The organism is Sphaerisporangium rubeum (assembly GCF_014207705.1).
In the GTDB taxonomy this organism is placed as follows: domain Bacteria; phylum Actinomycetota; class Actinomycetes; order Streptosporangiales; family Streptosporangiaceae; genus Sphaerisporangium; species Sphaerisporangium rubeum.
In genome coordinates, this window is record NZ_JACHIU010000001.1 from 4800516 (window position 1) to 4821399 (window position 20884).

The 20884-nt window shown below is 68.7% G+C and carries 26 protein-coding genes; 7 read left to right on the forward strand and 19 right to left on the reverse strand.

Annotated elements, in window-relative coordinates; all coding sequences use genetic code 11:
* Positions 1-48: 48 nt before the first annotated feature.
* The gene (locus tag BJ992_RS20645) at positions 49-1332 is read left to right on the forward strand and encodes an MDR family MFS transporter (RefSeq protein ID WP_343072783.1); all 1284 of its coding nucleotides are present in this window, start codon (positions 49-51) and stop codon (positions 1330-1332) included.
* Here BJ992_RS20645 and BJ992_RS20650 read toward each other — a convergent pair.
* Positions 1309-1926 (reverse strand): TetR/AcrR family transcriptional regulator, encoded by a 618-nt coding sequence (locus tag BJ992_RS20650; protein ID WP_184983473.1) that lies wholly within the window; start codon positions 1924-1926, stop codon positions 1309-1311. The two genes, BJ992_RS20645 and BJ992_RS20650, sit on opposite strands and share 24 nt — an antisense overlap.
* A gap of 88 nt (positions 1927-2014) precedes the next feature.
* Between BJ992_RS20650 and BJ992_RS20655 the strand changes: the two genes are divergently transcribed.
* Positions 2015-2770: an SDR family NAD(P)-dependent oxidoreductase gene (locus BJ992_RS20655; protein WP_184983475.1), complete on the forward strand. Its 756-nt coding sequence runs from the start codon at positions 2015-2017 to the stop codon at positions 2768-2770.
* 126 nt (positions 2771-2896) lie between these two features.
* The gene (locus tag BJ992_RS20660) at positions 2897-4687 is read left to right on the forward strand and encodes an NAD+ synthase (RefSeq protein ID WP_184983478.1); all 1791 of its coding nucleotides are present in this window, start codon (positions 2897-2899) and stop codon (positions 4685-4687) included.
* 133 nt (positions 4688-4820) lie between these two features.
* Here BJ992_RS20660 and BJ992_RS20665 read toward each other — a convergent pair whose 3' ends face one another.
* From BJ992_RS20665 to BJ992_RS20675, 3 genes are all read right to left on the reverse strand, one after another.
* Positions 4821-5162 (reverse strand): hypothetical protein, encoded by a 342-nt coding sequence (locus BJ992_RS20665; protein ID WP_184983480.1) that lies wholly within the window; start codon positions 5160-5162, stop codon positions 4821-4823.
* A 482-nt stretch (positions 5163-5644) separates the two neighbouring features.
* A complete protein-coding gene (locus tag BJ992_RS20670; protein WP_184983481.1) occupies positions 5645-6250 on the reverse strand; it encodes a TetR/AcrR family transcriptional regulator in 606 nt (201 codons plus the stop codon).
* Positions 6251-6257: 7 nt separating this feature from the next.
* Positions 6258-7769: an MFS transporter gene (locus tag BJ992_RS20675; RefSeq protein ID WP_184983483.1), complete on the reverse strand. Its 1512-nt coding sequence runs from the start codon at positions 7767-7769 to the stop codon at positions 6258-6260.
* Between the two features lie 475 nt (positions 7770-8244).
* Here BJ992_RS20675 and panB point away from each other — a divergent pair, with 475 nt between their 5' ends.
* Positions 8245-9078 (forward strand): 3-methyl-2-oxobutanoate hydroxymethyltransferase, encoded by an 834-nt coding sequence (gene panB / locus BJ992_RS20680; protein ID WP_246496730.1) that lies wholly within the window; start codon positions 8245-8247, stop codon positions 9076-9078.
* A 165-nt stretch (positions 9079-9243) separates the two neighbouring features.
* Here panB and BJ992_RS20685 read toward each other — a convergent pair whose 3' ends face one another.
* The 3 genes from BJ992_RS20685 to npdG all read right to left on the reverse strand — a co-directional run bounded on the left by BJ992_RS20685 (position 9244) and on the right by npdG (position 12214).
* On the reverse strand, positions 9244-10155 hold the full coding sequence (locus BJ992_RS20685) for a threonine/serine dehydratase (RefSeq protein ID WP_184983487.1): 912 nt from the start codon (positions 10153-10155) through the stop codon (positions 9244-9246).
* A 153-nt stretch (positions 10156-10308) separates the two neighbouring features.
* A complete protein-coding gene (locus BJ992_RS20690; RefSeq protein WP_184983489.1) occupies positions 10309-11493 on the reverse strand; it encodes a trans-sulfuration enzyme family protein in 1185 nt (394 codons plus the stop codon).
* Between the two features lie 52 nt (positions 11494-11545).
* A complete protein-coding gene (npdG, locus tag BJ992_RS20695; protein WP_184983491.1) occupies positions 11546-12214 on the reverse strand; it encodes an NADPH-dependent F420 reductase in 669 nt (222 codons plus the stop codon).
* Between the two features lie 162 nt (positions 12215-12376).
* On the opposite strand from npdG, the gene BJ992_RS20700 reads away from it, so the two are divergent.
* Positions 12377-12961, forward strand: a complete 585-nt coding sequence (locus BJ992_RS20700) for a hypothetical protein (protein WP_246496732.1) — start codon at positions 12377-12379, stop codon at positions 12959-12961.
* 42 nt (positions 12962-13003) lie between these two features.
* Here the strand turns inward: BJ992_RS20700 and BJ992_RS20705 are convergent, their stop codons facing one another.
* Together BJ992_RS20705 and BJ992_RS20710 are read right to left on the reverse strand one after the other, a co-directional pair.
* Positions 13004-13435, reverse strand: coding sequence for a VOC family protein (locus BJ992_RS20705; RefSeq protein WP_343072784.1), 432 nt, complete (start codon positions 13433-13435; stop codon positions 13004-13006).
* A gap of 495 nt (positions 13436-13930) precedes the next feature.
* A complete protein-coding gene (locus BJ992_RS20710; RefSeq protein WP_184983495.1) occupies positions 13931-14113 on the reverse strand; it encodes a hypothetical protein in 183 nt (60 codons plus the stop codon).
* 95 nt (positions 14114-14208) lie between these two features.
* On the opposite strand from BJ992_RS20710, the gene map reads away from it, so the two are divergent.
* Complete coding sequence (gene map / locus BJ992_RS20715) at positions 14209-15057, forward strand: type I methionyl aminopeptidase (RefSeq protein ID WP_184983497.1); 849 nt, start codon at positions 14209-14211, stop codon at positions 15055-15057.
* On the opposite strand, the gene BJ992_RS20720 is transcribed toward map, so the two are convergent.
* The 9 genes from BJ992_RS20720 to BJ992_RS20755 form a co-directional block, all read right to left on the reverse strand.
* A complete protein-coding gene (locus tag BJ992_RS20720; RefSeq protein ID WP_184983499.1) occupies positions 15058-15357 on the reverse strand; it encodes a helix-turn-helix domain-containing protein in 300 nt (99 codons plus the stop codon).
* Positions 15358-15491: 134 nt separating this feature from the next.
* The gene (locus BJ992_RS20725) at positions 15492-15680 is read right to left on the reverse strand and encodes a hypothetical protein (protein ID WP_184983502.1); all 189 of its coding nucleotides are present in this window, start codon (positions 15678-15680) and stop codon (positions 15492-15494) included.
* A gap of 2 nt (positions 15681-15682) precedes the next feature.
* On the reverse strand, positions 15683-15844 hold the full coding sequence (locus BJ992_RS32235; RefSeq protein WP_221474905.1) for a MerR family transcriptional regulator: 162 nt from the start codon (positions 15842-15844) through the stop codon (positions 15683-15685).
* Positions 15841-15987: a hypothetical protein gene (locus BJ992_RS32240; RefSeq protein WP_221474906.1), complete on the reverse strand. Its 147-nt coding sequence runs from the start codon at positions 15985-15987 to the stop codon at positions 15841-15843. Before BJ992_RS32240 ends, BJ992_RS32235 begins: the two co-directional genes overlap by 4 nt.
* Positions 15988-16327: 340 nt before the next feature.
* The gene (locus tag BJ992_RS20735) at positions 16328-16702 is read right to left on the reverse strand and encodes a VOC family protein (RefSeq protein ID WP_184983503.1); all 375 of its coding nucleotides are present in this window, start codon (positions 16700-16702) and stop codon (positions 16328-16330) included.
* 509 nt (positions 16703-17211) lie between these two features.
* Positions 17212-17634: a hypothetical protein gene (locus BJ992_RS20740; RefSeq protein WP_184983506.1), complete on the reverse strand. Its 423-nt coding sequence runs from the start codon at positions 17632-17634 to the stop codon at positions 17212-17214.
* Positions 17635-18401: 767 nt separating this feature from the next.
* Positions 18402-18596: a DUF397 domain-containing protein gene (locus BJ992_RS20745; RefSeq protein WP_184983507.1), complete on the reverse strand. Its 195-nt coding sequence runs from the start codon at positions 18594-18596 to the stop codon at positions 18402-18404.
* Between the two features lie 25 nt (positions 18597-18621).
* Positions 18622-18819: a DUF397 domain-containing protein gene (locus BJ992_RS20750; RefSeq protein WP_184983509.1), complete on the reverse strand. Its 198-nt coding sequence runs from the start codon at positions 18817-18819 to the stop codon at positions 18622-18624.
* The gene (locus tag BJ992_RS20755) at positions 18810-19598 is read right to left on the reverse strand and encodes a helix-turn-helix domain-containing protein (RefSeq protein ID WP_184983511.1); all 789 of its coding nucleotides are present in this window, start codon (positions 19596-19598) and stop codon (positions 18810-18812) included. The genes BJ992_RS20750 and BJ992_RS20755 overlap by 10 nt, the downstream gene beginning before the upstream one ends.
* Positions 19599-19790: 192 nt before the next feature.
* On the opposite strand from BJ992_RS20755, the gene BJ992_RS20760 reads away from it, so the two are divergent.
* On the forward strand, positions 19791-20189 hold the full coding sequence (locus BJ992_RS20760) for an ATP-binding protein (RefSeq protein ID WP_184983513.1): 399 nt from the start codon (positions 19791-19793) through the stop codon (positions 20187-20189).
* 19 nt (positions 20190-20208) lie between these two features.
* Here the strand turns inward: BJ992_RS20760 and BJ992_RS20765 are convergent, their stop codons facing one another.
* The gene (locus tag BJ992_RS20765; protein ID WP_184983515.1) at positions 20209-20880 is read right to left on the reverse strand and encodes an SLATT domain-containing protein; all 672 of its coding nucleotides are present in this window, start codon (positions 20878-20880) and stop codon (positions 20209-20211) included.
* Positions 20881-20884 lie beyond the last annotated feature (4 nt).

The following is a 20884-nucleotide window of genomic DNA, read 5'->3' on the forward strand; positions in this document are numbered from 1 at the left end:
AGCCTAAAGGAGTGGCAGGCCCCCCGCGAGGTGGCCAGGGTTGACCGGGTGAGCGGCGTCACCACCGCGGCCTCGTTCCTGCGGGTCAGGGCCGGCGGTTTCCCCAAGGCGTTCTGGGTGCTGTTCGGCGGCACCTTCGTCAACCGGCTCGGCACGATGGTCGAGCCCTTCATCGGGGTCTACCTGACCCAGGCCCGCGGCATGTCGCTGGCCACCGCGGGTCTCGTCATGGCCGTGTTCGGCGTCGGCTCGCTGCTGTCGCAGCTCGTCGCGGGCTGGCTGACCGACCGCCTCGGACGCCGCGCCACTCTCACCGGCGGCATGGTCGCGACCGCCGCCGCGATGATCTGCCTCGGGTACAGCACGTCGCTGCCGGCCATCGTCGCCGTGATGGCCGTGCTCGGCCTGGTGGTGGACGCCTACCGGCCCGCCTCGCAGGCGCTGGTGGCCGACCTGATCCCGCCGCACGACCGGTCGCGTGCGTTCGGGCTGCTGTTCTGGGCCATCAACCTCGGGTTCGCGGTCGCGATGGTCGCCGGGGGGTGGCTGGCGCAGTCGGGGTTCCTGTGGCTGTTCTGGATCGACGCGATCACGTCGGTGATCTTCGGGGTGCTGGTGTGGCGCGCGGTCCCCGAGACCCGGCCGGAGCGGGGGCACGCGCCGGGGGGCTTCACCGACGTGCTGCGGGACCGGCTGATGATGGCGTACGTCACGATCTCGCTGGCCTACACCTTCGTGTACCTGCAGGCCTTCACCACGTTGCCGCTGGCCGTCACCGGCCAGGGTCTGTCCACCGCGGTGTACGGCGTGGCGATGGCGGTGAACGGCGTGCTGATCGTGGTGCTGCAACCGCTGGTGAGCCACTGGCTGGCGCGGCACGACCCGAGCGTTGTCCTGGCCATCGGCATGGCGGTGGCCGGCGTGGGTTTCGCGCTGACCTCGTTCGTCTCGACGGCCGCCGGATACGCCGGCACGGTCGCGGTGTGGACCCTCGGCGAGATCGCCACCGCCGGCATGGCCGGCACCATCGTCGCGGCCCTGGCCCCGCCGCACCTGCGCGGCCGGTACAGCGGCGTGTACGGCTTCTCGTGGTCGGCCGGCGGCCTGCTGGCCCCCCTGATCGGCACCAGGCTCCTGGCCCACGGCCCTGCCACCTTGTGGCTGACGGCCGGCGCGCTCGGCGTCCTCAGCGCCGCCGGCATCCTCGCGCTCGCACCCGCCATCCGCCGCCGCTCCACGACCGCGCGGCTCCCCGCGGAGAGCCCGGAGCTCGCGGGCTCCGGTGGCCTGACGGCCGCGAGCGGCCCGTCAGGCGAGCGCGCCGCCGGCTGAGAGGGGACGGCTGCGCCGCAGGTGCTCGATGCCGGTGTCCAGGGCCGCCTCCAGGTGGGTGACGCGGCCGGTGGACATCAGCAGCAGCACGCCACCCTGCACGCCGGCGAGGATCGAGGACGCCGTGCGGTCGGCGTCCAGATCGGGGTCCACCTCGCCGGCGGCCTGCATGTCGCGCACCCCGGCGGCGATCTCGGCCTGCCACCGCTCGACGAGCCCGCCGACCACGGCCCGCGCTCCCGGGGAACTGCGGCCGAGGTGGGTCATGAGGGAGGCGAGGGGGCAGTGCTCCCCCTGGCGGCGGTAGCGGTCCACCACACGGTCGCGCCAGCCGCGCCACGCGTCCCACGAGGTGAGCGCGCCGAGCTCGGGCCGCTGGTCGGCGAGCACGCGGTCGGCCTCGTAGCGGGCCACGGCGAGCAGCAGTTCCTCCTTGCCGCCGGGGAAGTAGTGGAAGACCTGGCTCTTGCTGGTGCCGGTCCGCACCCGGACGTCGTCCAGCGTCGTGGTCGCGACGCCGTTCTCGCGGATCTCGGCGGCGGCCCCCTCGATGATCCTCAGCCGGGTCGCGGCCCCCTTGGCGGTCAGCTTCATCGTCGGCCCCTCTTTTTGGACTTGCGAGTCCAATTTACCGGAGGCACCGTGGGACGCGCATCACCACCGACGACGAACGGGGAACCTCATGTCCACCTCACTGCGGGGCCGTACGGCCCTGGTCACCGGCTCCACCGACGGCATCGGCGTCGCCGTCGCCGAGACGCTCGCCGCGCACGGCGCGCACGTCGTGGTCACCGGACGCGACACCGCGCGCGGCGAGAAGGTCGCCGCCGCCATCACCGGTGACGGGGGCCTCGCCACCTTCGTCCGGGCCGACCTCGGGGACGGCGCGACGGCGGTCCGTGCTCTCGCCGACGCCGCGCACGCGGTGGCGAACGGGCCGCTGGACATCCTGGTGAACAACGCCGCGCTGCTCATCCCTCTCACCCCGACCGCGGAGACCACCGAGGACCTGATCGACCGCGCGCTCGCGGTCAACATCAAGGCGGCCTTCCTGCTCACCGGCCTGGTGGCGTCGGCGATGGCCGGACGGGGTCGCGGCGCGATCGTCAACATGGGGTCCATCAGCGGCACGCGCGGCGCGGCCGGCGGCGCTCTGTACAGCACCACCAAAGCCGCGATGCACTCCTTGACCGCGTCGTGGGCCGCCGAGTACGGCCCCTCCGGCGTCCGCGTCAACTCCGTCGCCCCCGGACCCACCGTCACCGACAAGACCCGGGCCTGGATGGACCACCTCACCCCCATCCTGGAGCGCAGCCCGTCCCGCCGCGCCGGCACCCCCGAGGAGGTCGCCGAGGCCGTCCTGTTCCTGGCCGGCGACGCCGCCGCCAACATCCACGGCGCCGTCCTCCCCGTGGACGGCGGCCTCGCCGCCGTCTGACCCGCGACCCACCGCGCACGCACTCCGTCCCGCGCCTGCGCACCCCCCGTACGACCGCCAGGAAGTTCTCCACAGGCGCGGGGCCCGTCCCGGACCGGCGGGACCGCCGCACGTAAAGTAAGACCCGTGCCACAACTGCGAATCGCCCTCGCCCAGACCAACCCGGTGGTCGGCGATCTCACCGCCAACGCCGACAAGCTGATCGAGTGGGCCCGCGAGGCCTCCGCACGCGGTGCTCATCTGGTCGTGTTCACCGAGATGTTCCTGACCGGCTACCCCGTCGAGGACCTCGTGCTGCGGTCGTCCTTCGTGGACGCCTCCGTCGCGGCCCTCACGTCCGCGGCGGAGCGGCTGCAGGCCGAGGGGCTCGGCGACCTGCCGGTCGTGGTGGGGTACGTCGACCGGTCCGGCGTGGCCCCCCGGGTCGGCCAGCCGAAGGGTGCGCCGCTGGACGCGGCGGCGTTGCTGCACCGCGGCCACGTGGTGACCCGCACGGCCAAGCACCACCTCCCCAACTACGGCGTGTTCGACGAGTACCGCTACTTCGTGCGCGGCGACCGCATGCCGATCTTCCGCCTGCACGGCGTGGACGTCGCGATCGCCGTCTGCGAGGACCTGTGGCAGGACGGCGGCCCCGTGCTCGCCGCCGGTCAGGCCGGCGCGGGCCTGCTGGTCGTGCCGAACGCCTCGCCGTACGAGCGGGAGAAGGACGACGTGCGGTTGGCGCTGTGCGCGAGCCGGGCCCGTGAGGCCGGGTGCGCGCTGGCGTACGCCAACCAGGTCGGCGGTCAGGACGAGCTGATCTTCGACGGCGACTCCATCGTGGTCGGCGCCGACGGCGAGCTGATCTCACGTGCCGCGCAGTTCCGCGAGGAGTTGCTGGTCACCGACCTCGACCTGCCGGCCGCCGACCCCGAGGCGCGGCCCGGTTCGTTCCCTGTGGACGCCGGCGACGGCACCACGATCACCGTGGAGCGGCTGGAGCTGTCCGCCGACCCGCTGCCGCCGTACGAGCCCGAGCCGCCGGTGGTGGCCCCCCGGCTGGACGACCTGGAAGAGGTCTACAGCGCGCTCGTCCTCGGTGTGCGCGACTACGTCACCAAGAACGGCTTCCACTCGGTCATCCTCGGCCTGTCCGGCGGCATCGACTCGGCCCTGACCGCCACCATCGCCGCCGACGCCGTCGGCCCCGACCGCGTCCACGTGGTCCTCATGCCGTCCCGCCACTCCTCGGAGCACTCGATCTCCGACGCGCGCGACCTGGTGGAGCGCCAAGGCGTCAACTCCCGCCTGGTCCCCATCGAAGGCATCGTCGACTCCTTCGAGAACGAAGTCGACCTGCACGGCCTGGCCGCCGAGAACCTCCAGGCCCGGGTCCGCGGCATGCTCCTCATGGGCCTGTCCAACGAACACGGCCACCTGGTCCTCACCACCGGCAACAAGAGCGAGCTCGCCACCGGTTACTCCACCCTCTACGGCGACTCCGCCGGCGGCTTCGCCCCCATCAAGGACGTCCTGAAGACCACCGTCTGGGCCCTGTCCCGCTGGCGCAACTCACAAGCCGGCCACCCCTCCGACCTCCTCCACCCCTTCCCCACCCCACCCATCCCCGAGAACTCGATCACCAAGGAACCCAGCGCCGAACTCCGCCCCGGCCAACGCGACACCGACTCCCTCCCCCCGTACGACGTGCTCGACCACCTCCTGTCCGACTACGTCGAACGCGACATGGGGAAAGCCGGCCTGGTAGCCGCCGGCCACGACCCCGACCTGGTCGCCAGAGTCATCCGCCTGGTCGACATCGCCGAGTACAAACGCCGCCAGTACCCCCCGGGCCCCAAGATCACCCCCAAGAACTTCGGCCGGGACCGCCGCCTCCCCATAACCAACCGCTGGCGCGAAACCCCCGGTAACTGACTTATCGCGTTCCCCGGCGGACCACCGAGTCACCCGTCCCGCCGAATCAGCCTCAGCAGAGTGGCGCCGCAGCGGCGGGACGGGTTTGTTCGGTCCTCAGCCTTGCCGAGTGTTTCAGCCTGACCGGTGATGATTATCCCGTGAATTCAATGCGCGAGCTGGTTATCTTGAATGTACAGTTCAGTTGTCCCCAGTTGTCGACCGTGGATCCGGCGGTGATCCACAGCCAGCTGGAAACCTTGTCGGGCTGAGACTGACATGCGGCGTGATTCCGGTAGTTCCCGGTCACGGTCACGTTGAAGCAGTGTGCGCTCGTCCCGGTGCTTCCCCAGGTGGAGTAGCAGCCATTGGTGGTGGGACTGGTCCCGCTGGCGAAAGCGGAAGTCGTGGTTCCGGCCACCACGCACACGGTACCGAGCAGCACGATCATCGCCTTGCGGCCGAGCCGTAGGCTTCGAGTTGCGACGCGTTTCATCGGGGGCATTCTGTCATCTCCATCCGATTTGAAGCGGTTCCCTGGAGGACCGCTTCCCGTCCCGCGCCAAGTCGGACCCAAAACAAGATTCAATGTGTTTTTTGCCGGAATGCGCGAGAGCCGATCCACCTTAAGGAGCATCCAATTTACAGATTTTCGGCCACTCATGACGACCGGTCGAATATCTATTCACCTGGATACTGCTATGCGCATTCCGACGATGCAAGAAGTTCGACGTTCCATAGCGCTTCGGCATGAGTGGTTTTTTACGGTTGCAACTTTCGCCTGACCGGCGCTCCAGTACGGCAAGACTTGGACTGGCCGTGCGACGCAGCGGCAACCCGCGGTATGTTCGGCCACCATTGCCGAGTGGCTCGCTCCAGCCCATAAATGATCGGCAATTTACTTCGCATGTCCACGCAAAAGCCACACGTAGCAATACGCGGTCAAGTTGCCGGCCAGGTCGCGGCCTCGGGGGCTCGTTACGGACGCAGTCCGGTGAGGACCTGGTCGGCGATGCGTTCTGCGAGGTCCTCGGGGAGGGGGTCGTCGTTGCCGGGCCACTTGGTGAAGAAGAGCATGGCGCCGGTGAGGGCGGCCATGGCTACCTCGATGTCGGTGTCGTGGCGGAGTTCGCCGGAGGCCACTCCGCGTTGGATTACTGAGCGGAGGGCTTCGCGGCGGGGGCGGATGGCGATCTCGCGGAAGCGTTCGGCCAGGTGGGGGAAGCGTTCGGACTCGCTGAGGGCGATGTTCATGATGCAGCGGGTGCGGCGGCTGTGGGACTCGTGCTGCATGACCGACAGGTAGCGCAGGACGTTCTCGCGGACGGTCGGTGCGTCGAGGTCGGGGAGGGGGGCCTTGAGGCTGGTGAGAGCGTCGAGGACCAGGTCTTCCTTGCCGGACCAGCGGCGGTAGATGGTCGTCTTGCCTACGCCGGCCCGGGACGCGACGGCCTCGATGGACAACTCGGCCACCGTGGCGCCTTCGGCGATCATGTCGATGGTGGCCTCGATGATCGCCTTCTCGGCCTTCTCGCTGCGGGGACGGCCCGGCGCGCGGGCCGTCCCAACCTGATCAGTCACCATGGTGAACTCACACTACTGCCGGTTCCTTGGTGTCCGGACTCGCGGCCGGCGCGGCGACGGCCTCCTTACCCGGCAGCCACTTGGCGACCACGGCGGCCCCGAGCAGCGCGACCACGGCGGCGGCGATGGCGGCGATGTGCATGCCGTTCATGAACGCCTCCTTGGCGGGTTCCACCAGGGACGCGCCACGCGGGCCGAGCGACTGCGCGACGCCGAGGGTCGCGGTGATCGACTCGCCGGCGACGTGCCGCGCGTTCTCCGGCAGCGCGGTGAGCGACGCGGCGATGTTGTCGCGGTACACGGCCGACAGCACCGAGCCGAGGATGGCGACGCCGAGCGCGCCGGCGACCTGCCGCACGGTGTTGGTCATGGCCGACCCGACGCCGGCCTTCTCGCGCGGCAGCGACGACATGACCGCCTCGGTGGCCGGCGCGCCGATGTTGGCCATCGCGGCGCCTTGCACGAAGCCGAGGACCTCGAACATCCAGATCGGCGTGTCGGCCTGCAGGAAGGCGTACCCGACCAGCACCACCGCGATCAGGAGCATGCTGAGGGTCGCGACCCGCTTGCCGCCGTACCGCCGCACCATGGTGGCGCTGAGCGGCGAGAAGATGAGTTGCGCCACGGCGAACGGCAGCACGAGCGCGCCGGCCTGCAGCGGGCCGTACCCCCTCACGATCTGCAGGTAGAACGCGAGGAAGAACATCACACCCATCATCGAGAAGAACACGATGCCGACGCTGGCGACCGCGGTGGAGAACCGCGGGATCGCGAAGGCGCGCACGTCGAACGCGGGGTGCGCGGTGCGCCGCTCGTGCCAGACGAACACGGCGAGCACCGCGACGCCGGCGAGGAACGGCAGCCACACCTCGACGTCGGTGATCCGGCCGAGCTCGCCGCCCTTGATGATGCCGTACACGACGCCGACGAGACCGACGATGGACAGCAGCACGCCGATCGGGTCGAGCTGCGCCTTGTCGGGGTTGCGGGAGTCCGGCACGATCAGCGCGATCAGCACCGAGGCGATGGCCACGACCGGCACGTTGATCAGGAAGACCGAGCCCCACCAGAAGTGTTCGAGCAGCACGCCGCCGGTGATGGGCCCGATGGCGATGGCGAGGCCGACGCCGCCGGCCCACAGGCCGATGGCCTTGCCGCGCTCCTTGGGTGAGAAGACGTTGGCGATGATCGCGAGGGTGGCCGGCATGACGGCGGCCCCGCCGAGGCCCATGGCGGCGCGTGCGGCGATCAGTTGCGCCGGGTCCTGCGCGTAGGCGCTGGCCAGGGACGCCAGGCCGAAAAGGATCATGCCGATCTGCAGCATCCGCTTACGGCCGAACCTGTCACCGAGCACCCCGAAGGTGAACAGGAGGCCGGCGAACACCAGCGTGTAGGAGTTGATGGCCCATTCGAGCTGGCTCTGCGTGGCGCCGAGCCCTTCCACCGGGTCGGAGATGACCTTGAGCGCCACGTTGAGGATCGTGTTGTCCAGCACGACCGCCAGGAGGCTGAACACCATCACGCCGAGGACTTGCCATCTGCGCGGGTGTCCCGTCGCCGTTTCCACTCTCTTGCCCCCATTTTGAGCTGTCACAAAAGTTTCGATACGCGGTAGTTTCGCAACGCGACCGTAGTGGATGCGCCAACGATACGCAACCGTCCCGTATCGAAATATCTTCCCAAGTAGGGGGTACGGGTGGTTTCGTACACCTGTCCGGATGCAGACACCCCTGAACCGGGCCTTGGGCCGGCCCCGCGGATTCGGCCCGGCCCTCCCGGCCCCTGCGCGTACGGCGGACCAAGTCAAGGGTGAGCGCACCCGGTACGGGGGCAGGCGGTGCGGAGGAACGGGCACGGCCGCCGGGCTGCGGGGACGAGGAAGGGCACTCCCCGGTGTTGTGATGAAGGTCGCGCGTGCGATGATGCTGACCGTCCGGGGACGCCACAAGGGCGCCACGAGGCTGGAGGGATCTACGATGTCCTCTGCACCAAGTATGTCCAGCTCACCGACCATGTTGTACGGCGGTAAGGCAGGCAAGAGGGTGACCGTCCGCGACATCTCCGCCGCCAAGGAGCGCGGCGAGAGATGGCCGATGGTCACCGCCTACGACGCGATGACGGCCCGTGTGTTCGACGAGGCCGGCATCCCCGTCATGTTGGTCGGCGACTCCGCCGCCATGGTCGTGTACGGCTACGACTCCACACTTCCCGTGTCCGTCGACGACCTCATCCCGCTCACCGCGGCCGTCGTGCGGGGCTCCTCCCGCGCCATGGTCGTCGCCGACCTGCCGTTCGGTTCCTACCAGTCGTCTCCGCAGCAGGCGCTGGAGTCGGCGGCCCGTTTCATGAAGGAGGCCGGGGCCCACGCCGTCAAGCTCGAAGGCGGCCGCCGCGTCCTGCCACAGGTCGAGGCCCTGGTCTCGGCCGGCATCCCCGTCATGGGCCATCTCGGCCTCACACCGCAGTCGGTGAACGTGTTCGGCGGCTACCGCGTCCAGGGCCGCGGCCAGTCCGGCGACGAGCTCATGGCCGACGCCAAGGCACTCGAACACGCCGGCGCCTTCGCCGTCGTCCTCGAATGCGTCCCCACCGAACTCGCCGAACGCGTCACCTCGGCGCTGTCGGTCCCCACCATCGGCATCGGCGCGGGCCCCGCCTGCGACGCGCAGGTCCTGGTGTGGCAGGACCTCATGGGCCTCACCCCCCAGCCCGCGAAGTTCGTCAAGAAGTACTTCGACCTGGCCACCGAGATGGACCACGCCGTCCGCGCCTTCGCCGACGAGGTCGTCTCCGGCGCCTTCCCCACCCCCGAGCACAGCTACCGGTAACCCGTCCCCCTGCCGTGCCGGGCCCGTCCCGGCACGGCCCTTCTCACACCGCTGCCGAGCGGCAGGTGCCGGCGGTCGCGCGTTCCACGTGACGGGTCCGGTTCGCGGACCACCTCACACCGATGCCGGGAGATCGGTACCGGCGGTCGCGGTTCGCGGACCGCCTCACACCAATGTCGAGGGGTCGGTGTTGGCGCCGCAGACGAACACGGCCACCCGCTCCCCCGGTTCCGGTACGTAGACCCCTGAGGTGAGCGCGGCCATGGCGGTGGCGCCGGAGTGCTCGGTGGCCACGCGGTACGTGCGCCACAGGTGGCGGCGCGCCTCGACGATGGCGTCCTCCGCCACCAGGACGGACCGCACGCCGGCGGCGACCACCGTGTCGAAGGCGGCCTTGCCGACCAGGCTCGCGCCGAGCGCGTCGGCGGCCACCCCGCCGACCTGCACCCGCACCGGGCCGCCGTTCGCCAGCGCGTCGTGCAGCGTGGGGCTGAGGGCCGGTTCCACCGCCACGACCGTGGCCGCGCCGTCGAGCGCCGCGGCGACCCCGGCCACGAACCCGCCGCCGCCGACCGCGACCAGCACCGTGTCCACCCCGCCGGTCTGCTCCAGCAGCTCCAGCCCCGCCGTACCCTGACCGGCGACCACGTCCGGATGCTCGTACGCGTGGATCTCCAGAGCGCCGGTCTCCGCGGCCCGCTTGGCCGACGCCTCGTACGCCTCGGCGAAGATGGCCCCGGTCTGGGTGACCCGCGCACCGAGGGCCCGCAGGCCCTCGACCTTCACCGGCGCGCAGATCTCCGGTACGAAGATCTCGGCCCGCACGCCGAGCACGCGGGCCGCGTACGCGACACCGACACCGTGGTTGCCGCCGCTGGCGGCGATCACCCCCGCCTCGGGGAGGTCACCGGCCGCGAGCATGCGGTTGAACGCGCCACGGGCCTTGAACGAACCGCCGTGCTGCATGAACTCCATCTTCAACGCCAGCTCCGGCGTGTCCTGAAGCACCGGCGTGCGGCGCACGTGCGCGCCGATCCGCGCCGCGGCCCGCTCGACGTCCCCACGTGTCACGACCATGTACCGCTCCCTCGTCTCGGCACCGAGCCGGCATTCCGTGCCGGAAGCCGACCCAACGACGATAACGGCCTACCCACCCCGCGCATCCGGCGAAGGTACCGGCTCATGGTCCCTGGCGTGCCGTCCGCGGCCGGGACGCTCACCCCCGGACGTTCACCCGGCGGCCTTGTCGAGGGCCTGCGCGAAGTCGGCCCACACGTCCTCGGCGTGCTCGATGCCGGTCGACACCCGCACCGTCCCCTGTCCGATGCCGGCCGCGGCCAGGTCCTCGGGGGGCAGCTTGCGGTGCGACGTCGTAGCGGGATGCATGACGAGCGTCTCCAGCCCGCCGAGGGACGGCGCGAGCAGCGCGAGCCGTACGGCGCTCATGAACCGCTCCCCCGCCTCCCGGCCGCCGGCGAGGTCGAACGCCAGCATGCCGCCGAAGTCCGGCATCATCGAGGCGGCCAGCTTGTGCTGCGGGTGCGTCGCGAGCCCCGGCCAGTGCACGGCGGCCACGGCGGGATGCCCGGCCAGCCGGGTCGCGAGCACGCGCGCGTTCTCGCAGTGCCGTGTCATGCGCAGCGGCAGGGTGCGCATGCCGCGCAGCGTCAGCCACGCGCCGAACGGGTCGGGGGTCGCGCCGAGCTCGGTCGCCTGCGACCACACCCTGCGGTACAGCGCGTCGTCCCCGAACACCGCGACACCGCCGAGCACGTCACTGTGTCCGCCGAGGTACTTGGTGGTGGAATGCAGGACGATGTCCGCACCGTGCTCCAGCGGCCGGTACAACACCGGCGAGGCGAAGGTGTTGTCCACCGCGGATGGCACCCCCGCCTCCCGTGCCACCGCGCACATCCCCGCGATGTCCGCCACCTGCGTCATCGGGTTCGCGATGGTCTCCAGGTACATCAGCCGCGTCTCCGGCCGGATCGCCGCGCGCGCCGCCTCCGGGTCGTCCTGCGCCACAAAGGTGACCGAGATCTGGAACCTCTCCACCAGATCCGCGATCAACCCCGCCGTCCCCCCGTACAGGGCCGGCTGCGCCACCAGATGATCCCCCGCCTTCAGCACCCCCAGCAGCACCGCACTGATGGCCCCCATCCCCGAGGCCGCCGCCACCGCGCCGACCCCGCCCTCCAGCCCCGCGACGGCCTCCTCCAGCGTCCGCACCGTCGGATTGCTCATCCGTCCGTAGACGAAGGCGCCATCCGGCCTGCTCAACCCGTCCGACAGCACCTCCGGATCATCGAACGCGAACCCCGACGTCTGGTACAACGGCGGCGCCATCGGCCGGACCCCCTCCACCGGAGGAACGGGAAGATGGACGGCCCGGCTGTCGAAGTGCATAGAGGTCATGCCACCAAGAATGACGCTCGACACCCCATTTGTCAGTTTCTGCCGCCTCGCCTCACACGTCGGTGATCCGGATCCCCGCGTGGGCCTTGTAGCGCCGGTTGATGGAGATGATGTTGGCGGTCAGTGCCTCCACCTGGTGCGCGTTGCGCAGCCGGCCGCCGTACACCCCCCGGACCCCCGCGATGCGGTCGGCGAGCGCCTGCACCAGGTTGGTGGCCTCGCGGTCGTCCCCCAGCACCAGGACGTCCAGGTCCACACGCTCCACAGCGGGATCCAGCAGGACGACGGCGGACACATGGTGGAAAGCCGCCACGACCCGGCTGTCGGGAAGGACGGCCGCCGCCTGCTGCGCCGCGCTGCCTTCCTCGACCGGCAACGGGTAGGCACCCTGCTTGTCGAAGCCCAGCGGGTTCACACAGTCGATGACGATCTTCCCGGCCAGCTCGGACCGCAGGGACTCAAGGGTGGCACGGTGGCCGTCCCACGGAACCGCGACGATCACCACGTCCGCCTCGGACGCCGCCGCGCTGTTCTCGGCGCCGCGTACCGGCAGGTCGCCGAGGCTCGCCGCCGCCTCCTCGGCACGGGCCGCGTTCCGGGACCCGATGACCACGGGGTTGCCGGCCAGCGCGAACCGCCGGGCCAGCCCCTTACCTTGATCCCCGGTCCCCCCGAGGATGCCGATGGTCAGGCCGTCCACCTCTGCGCGCTCGTCGCTCATGCTCTCCTCTATTCCCTGCGGATCTTCCCGATGATGCCAGCCACACCGACATTCATGGCCGCCGCCCCACGGGAAACCACCGCGTTCCACAGTCCGCCACACCGTGTCGCCGTGCGGCGCTTCGCGGGACGGCGGCGGGGCCGCTGATGCACCATGGACGTCATGGACGCAGCGTCGGTGGCCTTCCTGCGTGATGTGCTCTCCTCGACCGGCTGGGTCGAGCGCACCCGGCAGCTCGGGCTGTACCTGCGAGCCACCCGCAGCAGAGGTGGCCTGCTGGTGGTGGGCTCGCCGGACGAGGAGCCGTGGCATCTCGCCGCACACCTCAACGACGAGGCCCGCCTGTCCGGCCTCGACCAGCTCGCGCCGACGCTGATCCGGTGGTCACCCCCACCAGGGGCACCGCCACATCTGGCCGTCGGCATGGACCGGGTCGAGGCGGCGGGCCGTGGTGAGACCGTCTTCGTCGTCACCGAGCAGCGGGCCCCGGTGCCGCTGCTGGAACGGGTGGACGACGCTCGCCGCACCGGCGCCACGATCATCGCGCTCGACGGCGGCGACCCGGAGCTCGAGTCCCTCGCGCACGACGCGCTCAGCGTCCCCGCCAAGGACGGCGTGTTCACGTTCGACGCCGCGCAGCACCTCGTCAGCGCCGCCGCCGGCGACGTCTCACGTTCCGGCACCCGGCTGATCGACCGCCTGGCCCGGCTGGCCGAGCGCATCACCGGGCCGCGCGTCCCCGATTGACCTCAGGCCGCCGACCCCCGCGCAGCGGCCCGCGCTTCACCGTCACTCGGCGGCGGTCTCCTTCGCCAGCCACCGGTGGTACACCAGGCAGAAGGGATGCCCCGCCGGGTCCGCGTACACCCGCCAGCTCGATCCCTCGGAGTCCTCCAGCAGCGTGGCCCCACCGGCCATCGCCACCTCGTGCGCCTGCTCCAGGTCGGACACCCCGAAGTCCAGGTGGTACTGCTGCGGGTACGCCGGGTCCGGCCACCGTGGCGGCCGGTGATCCTCCGCTCGCTGGAACGCGAAGACCTGCCCCGACGCCAGATGCAACGTCGACCAGTCGTCATCCAGCGACCACCGCCGATCCGGCCGGTTCACCTCACCGCCGAGCAACGACCGATAGAACCCGGCCAGCTCCAACGGCTCAGGACAGTCCAGAACCACACACTCCAGCACCGCGACCACGCCGGCCTCCTGCGCACTCCCTCGCACCTCATGTCTCCGCACAGCCCTACCTAATACCACCGGCCCCCGCCGTGAAGACGGCCGGTCCGATCAACCACGCGACGGCGGTTCGGAGATCTCAGTCTCAGGTGCGGGTGATCGAGCCACGCCGCCCTGAAAGCCGCATCCCTGCGGGGTGACAAAACCCCTCTTCGGCTGGTGTGACCCATGCCCACCCATCAGAGCCGACCCACTCCAACCAACCGGCCCACCCACAACCCCACCCACCCGACCGCGAAAGAACACCCGACACAAGACACGACACGGCTGGACCCTCGGCCGTCCGACAACCCTCAGATCCCGTGACAACGACCGCTCCGAGCCGGCATCCCGGACAGGGATCAACCCCGCTCCGAACATCCCACGACCCCTCTCCCTCACCACCCGCCGAGCCCCGACCGGCGCCGCGACGGCGGGACGAGGTACGGCGGATCCGGCGCCGCGTTGACAGCGCCGACCCGCGTCCCAGCAGCCCCCGGCTGCTCAGTCCCCGTCCCACTCCTTGTCCGACTCCTGCCAAGCCTTGTTACGAGCCGCGGCGGTCTCCATGGCAGAAGCGGCCTCCTCGCGTGTCGCGTACGGCCCGAGGCGGTCCTTGTTGGGGCAGCCCTTCTCCCCTTCGACCGCCATGTGCTTCAGGCAGAACCACCACTGATCCCCGGCCATGTCGACCTCCATCCCCGGGTGGCACACCCGGAACCTCCGCCACGCACGATCTCTGCCACATCTTGCCCCGCCGGAGCGCAACTAGACTTGGCGCCATGACGACTCTGCTCCGGCCAGGGCGGATCTCCCCGCCCCGCAAGGTCCCCGCACACATCGAGCGACCGGAGTACGTCGGCCGTAAGCAACCCCGCAAAGGCGGCCCCGACGTCCAGACCGCCGAGACCATCGAACGCATGCGCGTCGCCGGCCGCATCGCCGCGCAGGCCCTCCAAGAGGTCGGCAAGCACGTGGCCCCCGGCGTCACCACCGACGAGCTGGACCGCATCGGCCACGAGTTCCTCTGCGATCACGACGCCTACCCCTCCACGCTCGGCTACCGCGGCTACCCCAAGTCGCTGTGCAGCTCGATCAACGAGGTCATCTGCCACGGCATCCCCGACGACACGGTCCTGCGCGACGGCGACATCGTCAACATCGACATCACGGCGTACATCGGCGGCGTCCACGGCGACACCGACGCCACATTCCTGGTAGGCGACGTCGACGAGGAGTCCCGCCTCCTGGTCGAACGCACCCACGAGGCCACCATGCGCGCCATCAAGGCCGTCGCCCCGGGCCGCCAGCTCAACATCGTCGGCCGCGTCATCTCCGCGTACGCCAAACGCTTCGGCTACGGCGTCGTCCGCGACTTCACCGGCCACGGCATCTCGACCAGCTTCCACTCCGGCCTGATCGTCCCCCACTACGACGACCCGAGCCTGACCGTCACCCTGGTCCCCGGCATGACCTTCACCATCGAACCCATGCTCACCCTCGGCACCATCGACTACGACCTGTGGCCCGACGGCTGGACCGCCGTGACCAAGGACCGCAGACGCACAGCCCAGTTCGAACACACCATCGTCGTCACCGACACCGGCAGCGAAATCCTCACCTTGCCGTGACTAACTCGCCTTCCGAACCGGCTGGAACTGAACGCTGAGCCGCACTTCGAGCGCCTCAGCCAACCGTTCCAGCATCGGAATCGTCGGCATGGTCCCCCCGGCCTCGAACCGCGCGATCGCCGGTTGCTGGAGGCCTGCCCGCTCCGCGAGCTGTGCCTGCGTCAGCCCAAGCTCCTCGCGCCGGTGCCGTACGGCTTCCCCCAACTCGAACCTGAGGCGAGCCGCCTCGTACGCGGCCCCCGCACCGGGCCGTCCCATGACCTCGGCTCGCTTGTCCGCCCAGGACGTACGCTCTCCCATACCGCTCACTCCTCTTCCGTCGTATGCGCTTCGCCGACACATCGCCGCAGGGCCCGCACGGTGCCGGGTGGCGCAGATCAGGAAACTACCTGGTCCCCCAACTCGTCACGTCAGCTCGATCTGACTGGACGGGATCACCCGCGTCTGTTCAACTCCTCGTCAGCGATGTCAGGACGATTGCCGACGAGGCTCCGGCAGGTCTCGTCCAGGATTCCGCCGGTCCACTTGGCCTGGAGCCGTCCCGTGGTAGCCAGGCAGATGAGCAGATCTCTGATCGTGTTGCCATACAGCACGTTCGCGTCGTAGACCACCACAAACCCCATGCTCAGATACCCAGCTCCTGTCCGAGCGCGGCCAGATCGTCGGCGGCCGTACGACGCTTGGCGTCATCGCGCCGCTTGTATTCCTGAAGATCCTCGTATCTGACACGCTGGTGCTTGCCGACGAGACGAAACGGGATCGTCCCGTCCTCCAGCAGTTTGATCAAATTGGCCGCGAGACATTGAGCATGTCCGCTGCTTCTTGCGTCGTCAGCTCGGCATGGGACGGCACGACCGTCATCCCTCGGCCCTCGACGGCCTGCGCGAGGATGAAGGCGAGCAGGCTGACGGCTTCGCGAGGCAGGATCATGGGGTCCTCACTCCCGTGCTCGCCGGCGACTCGGATGGTCGACTGCTCGGGACACCGCGTGAGGTAGTCCTTGACACGACGTACCGCGCGACCAGCGACGTCGGCGTCGATACTCCCAGGTAGAACGCGCTTGGCTTGCACTTCTGTCACAGCGACCGCCTCATGAGCGCCTGGTCAACACTCCAGCCGTAGATCCTGACATCGAACATCGACCGCCAGCGCGAGGTCGCCACGCTGTCGCCCACGGCCACCGCACGATCGTCGGCACGACACTTGGTGGTCGTGGTGGACGTCGGCGTCTCCACGCTCGCCCACCGGAAAGTCGCCGATCTACGGCATGTCAGAGGCCACGTTCGGCCGTGCTCCGCTCAACGCAGAATTCGTTGCCCTCGGGGTCGAGCAACGTGACCCAGCCGAGCCCCTCGGCGGTGCGATGATCCTCATACAGTTTCGCACCCAAGGCGATGACGCGCTCCACCTCCTCGTCGCGGGTCCGCTCGGTGGGCATCCAGTCGAAATGGATCCGGTTCTTCACCGTCTTGCCCTCGGGCACCTGGATGAACAGCATCCCGGGCACGGACGGGGGAGCCTCGACGAGGACCTCGGAGTCGCCCGGCGCGTCATCATCGGACACCGGCCATCCGGTTACGGCGCTCCAGAACTTCGCGAGCTCATAAGGATCGGCACAGTCGACGGTCACATGGCGCAGGATCATGAAGTTCAGCCTAGTACTCCAGCCGTAGATTGCGATCTTGTGCGTGGGCTGGTGGCAGAGATGGCGACGGCCACCGCGATCATCGAGTGTTGTGCCGACGATCGTGCGGTGGCCGTGGGCGGGAGTACCCGAAGATCGCCAGTTCGCCATCAAGGGCGAGCTGGCGCGATCCGGCGCCTTGCACGGGGGACGGCCGGTGAGGAGTCCGTGAACGAGACGCTCGCCGGTCGTACCAGCCGATTCATTTGACGACTCGGTTTGCCGTCAGTGCACCTCACGCACTGGTTCGGCCTCAGATGATCGAGAATCGATCTGCACCGATGAGCACGTGCCGACGACGGTTAACGGCAGAAACGCGACCGGGTTTTCGTGTTCCATCATGGCTGACGGGAACACGAAAACCGAGGCCGGGTCAGTCAGGACGGTGACATGAACGTGGACGTGGAGTCGCCGATGTCCATCCACTCACTCTGGCCCGGTGGGACCGGGCCTTTCGTCCGGGTCGTCGCTCAGGTGCAGGAGATGTAAGTCGGCGTGCTGGCGACGCGCAGCGAGAAATCGGGTGCGCCGCCGTCGAGGTTGGCGAAACCGTAGCCCATGACGTGGTAGTTGCCGGGGACGCAGGTCACCATGTTGAGCTTGTAGGCGTAAGAGGTGTTGTAGAGGTAGGTCTCGGCGTAGTTCAGGAACACCCCGTCGCGGTACAGGGAAAGGTACCCGCCGATGTAGCTGACACGCTGGTTGCAGTTGACCTCGACCAGTGAATAGACGGAAGTCCCGTACAACGCGACCGGATCGGTGATCCTGATGGGGCAACTGAGCGCTGCGGCCTTGGCGCTCGCCGCGCTCGCCGGCTGGCTGGTGATCCCGGTCAGCGCCAGCATCGCCGCCGCGCCTAGTGCCAGAGCCCGCAGTCCTCGACGAAGTTTCACTTACCATCCCCTTCGTACCGGTGACCTTTTCCGGCGCACCACACCGCCAAGACGCTTGGGGGAGGCGCCGTCACGACGGAGGATCGCACACCGGAGACGAAAGCGGGACAAGCCTTATCCGGCATACCGCCTTGCCTTTGCCGCAAGAGAGGGAACAATAAGCGGGTTGATGCTGTCCTAAAAGCGGAGCGATGTCTCAACCTCAGCCAACAGGCCAGTTATGGATCCTGTTAGACGACACAAATGGGTAGCGGCTCCCCTGCACCGCAGGAACCGGTCTCACGGATCGGCGAAACTTTCACCTTCTCGCACAACTCACCTGGACGCCGAAACCGACCAGCCGTTTCGGGGGTGGACTGGTAATCCTCCTCTTGGCCATCCCCAATACCCCTATTCGCATCGACCATCTCTGACAGCCGGCGGACACCATGCTGTAGCGGAGTGTGCCGCAACCGACTGCCCTGCAACAACAATCCACCGGCAACAACCGGCCAACCACCCACCAATGGAGTTCTAACTTCTGCCGCGCCGAAACCCCGCGACCAGCGGCCCGGCAACAGCAACCCACCACCGACGACCAGCCAACCACCCGCCACAGGAGTTCATCCCAGCTACGACACGCCGGGACCAACGGCCCAGGAACAGCAACACACCACCGAGGACCGACCAACCACCCCCGCCACTGGGGTTCTTCCTCCGCGGCGTCGACGCGGCGGGACGTGGTGCGGTGAATCCCGCGCCTTGTGCGGGGGTCAGCCGGTGAGGTGTCAGCGGTCGAGTTCTCCTCGATCCAGTGCGCCGAGGAATCGGTGCCACTCACCGGGAGAGATGCGGAGTGCGCCGCGGCCGACGTCCTTGCTGTCCCGTACAGCGACGTGTCCAGGTGAACCTGCCACCTCTACGCAGTCCCCACCGTTGCCGCTGCTGTGTGACGACTTCCGCCAACCGTTAGCAGTGTCCATCTGTAGCGCCACCTCCGACTACAGCTCAGCAGTCGAGCTTGCCGACGTCCAAGCCGCTCAGGAAACAGCGCCACTCACCTACTGGTACTCGAAGAACGCCACGCGCGGGGTCCTTGCTGTCCTGTACGGCGATGACGCCAGCCATACCGGCCACTTCCACGCAGTTTTCGCCGTTTCCGCTGCTGTAGGAGGACTTGTACCAGTTGCCGTCATTCATTCCCATGTCTTGGCCACCTTCACTAGGAGATCGATCGACTTACTCTTCGGTAAGGCCTCTGCGCGTAGTACCTCCCACATCCGTCTCATAATCGTCACGTCGTCCGATCGCTCCACAACATCGCCACGAAGCGCACTGTCCACATAAACAACGTCTCTATCATCAAATGATGCGACGACGAATGCTCCAGCTAGACCAGCGTAGACACCTGAGTCGGACGGAACAATCTGGATTATCAAATCGGATCGCTCGCTGACGTCGATCAAGTGCATGAGCTGGTCGTGCATCACCTTGGGTCCGCCGACATGACGACGGACAACCCCTTCATCCATAACGGCAATGAGCATCGGCGGACGCTCCCTCTTGAGGATCCCCTGCCGCTCCATCCGTGCCGACACAAGATCGTCCACGTCGAACTGCCGTCCTGAAGCGGCGAGGAGCGCGCGCGCGTAGGGCTCGGTCTGGAGCAGGCCGGGTATGACAAGCGGCTCGTACGACAGCAGTGCCGTTGCCCGGTCCTCGATGGACAGCCACTTGCCGGTCCACTCCGGTGGCATGTCACGGCATACGAGATCTTCTGCCAGTCGAGTGAGGATGCCACCTGTAGAAAAGAGTTGATCACACCGCTGCGCGAAGTCAGGCTTGGGAACCCGCCGTGCTGTCTCGACCATCGCGACGAACGAAGCGGAGTAACCGACGATCGCCGCAGCAAGCTGGGACTGACTCATCCCGGCACACTCACGAGCCTGCCGCAGCTCTCTCGCGAAGAATTCGAGAGGGGTCATTCGACTACTGCTCATGTTTTCCTCACAGACGCTCACGGGGAAAACTCCGCACTCACATTACGTGGGTACGGACGACGCCTTCCCCGGCAGCTTACGACGCTGAATACCCGCAGGAGCGGAGGTTCGAGGAAAACAACGAAGGGGAAAATCGTGACGACGGCAATTGATTCAGTCTCGTGGCAATTGCCCGTTATGCCATCGGCAGCGGGGACGGCGCGGCGATACGTGCGGCAGGCGCTCTCGGAATGGCGGCTGGACGGGTACGCCGACGACGTGCAGCTGGTGGTGTCGGAGTTGGTCACGAACGCCACGCGGGCCGTCGCCGTACCCCGGCAGCGGGACGCCTCCGGGGAGGCCGGTGGCCTGCTCGATGTCGTGTGGCTCGGGCTGTTCCGAAGTCCGGGGCTGCTCGTGGTCGAGGTGTGGGACGGCGCGCCGTGTCCCCCGTCGCCTCGGATGGCGGAGGTGGATGACGAGAGCGGACGGGGGCTTCAGATCGTCATCGCGTTGTGCGCGCGGTGGGGGGTGCGGCGGCCGGCGAGTGGGGGGAAAGTGGTGTGGTGTGAAATGACGGTCGCGTCGCCGGGGTAGGCGATGCGGGAATTCCGCATCAGGGGGACAATTCGCCTTTGTGGCTCCAGGTCATCAGGTCGGAGGTCGAGGTCACCGCGGGGGTGGACTGTTGCCGTAAGGACGCTATGGAGGAGTTGAATTCGGCGATCCATTGTGCGGTCTCGGCCTCGGAAATGCGGACGATGTCGGTGACGAGGCCGTCGATGAGGGCCAGGCCCTTGGTGGTGCGGTCGGGCTCGGCCGGGGTGGACTGCCAGGCGGCCCAGTCGAGGTGGAAGCGGGTGAGGCGGCCCCGCAGGGTGGTGAGTGCGGCGATGTCGCGCATCCAGCCTGAGGAGATGCCGAAGAAGTGGTCGAAGGCGACGCAGCCGGCGGCCATGGCGAGCAGGACGTAGCCGAGGTTGGCGCCTGGACCTTCGTGCAGCACCAGGGGGGACGCGCCGCCGGCGACGGCCAGGAGCACGGCCGCGGCGCGGAGGAAGCGGGAGGCCACGCGGCGGAACTTCTTGTCGCGGGTGTACCAGTCGAGGTGTTCCAGCGCTCGGTGCTCGGCCCAGACGCGGAGTTCTTCGAGGGCTTGCGGGGGGTCGGCCCACTGGTCGGGGGACGTGGCGGGACGGGGTAGGGGTGGCAGGTCGCCTCGGGTCCAGGAGCGTCTGCGGCGGGGGGTGGGGTGGTGGTGGTGCTCGGGGGGTGGGAGATCTGGCACCCGG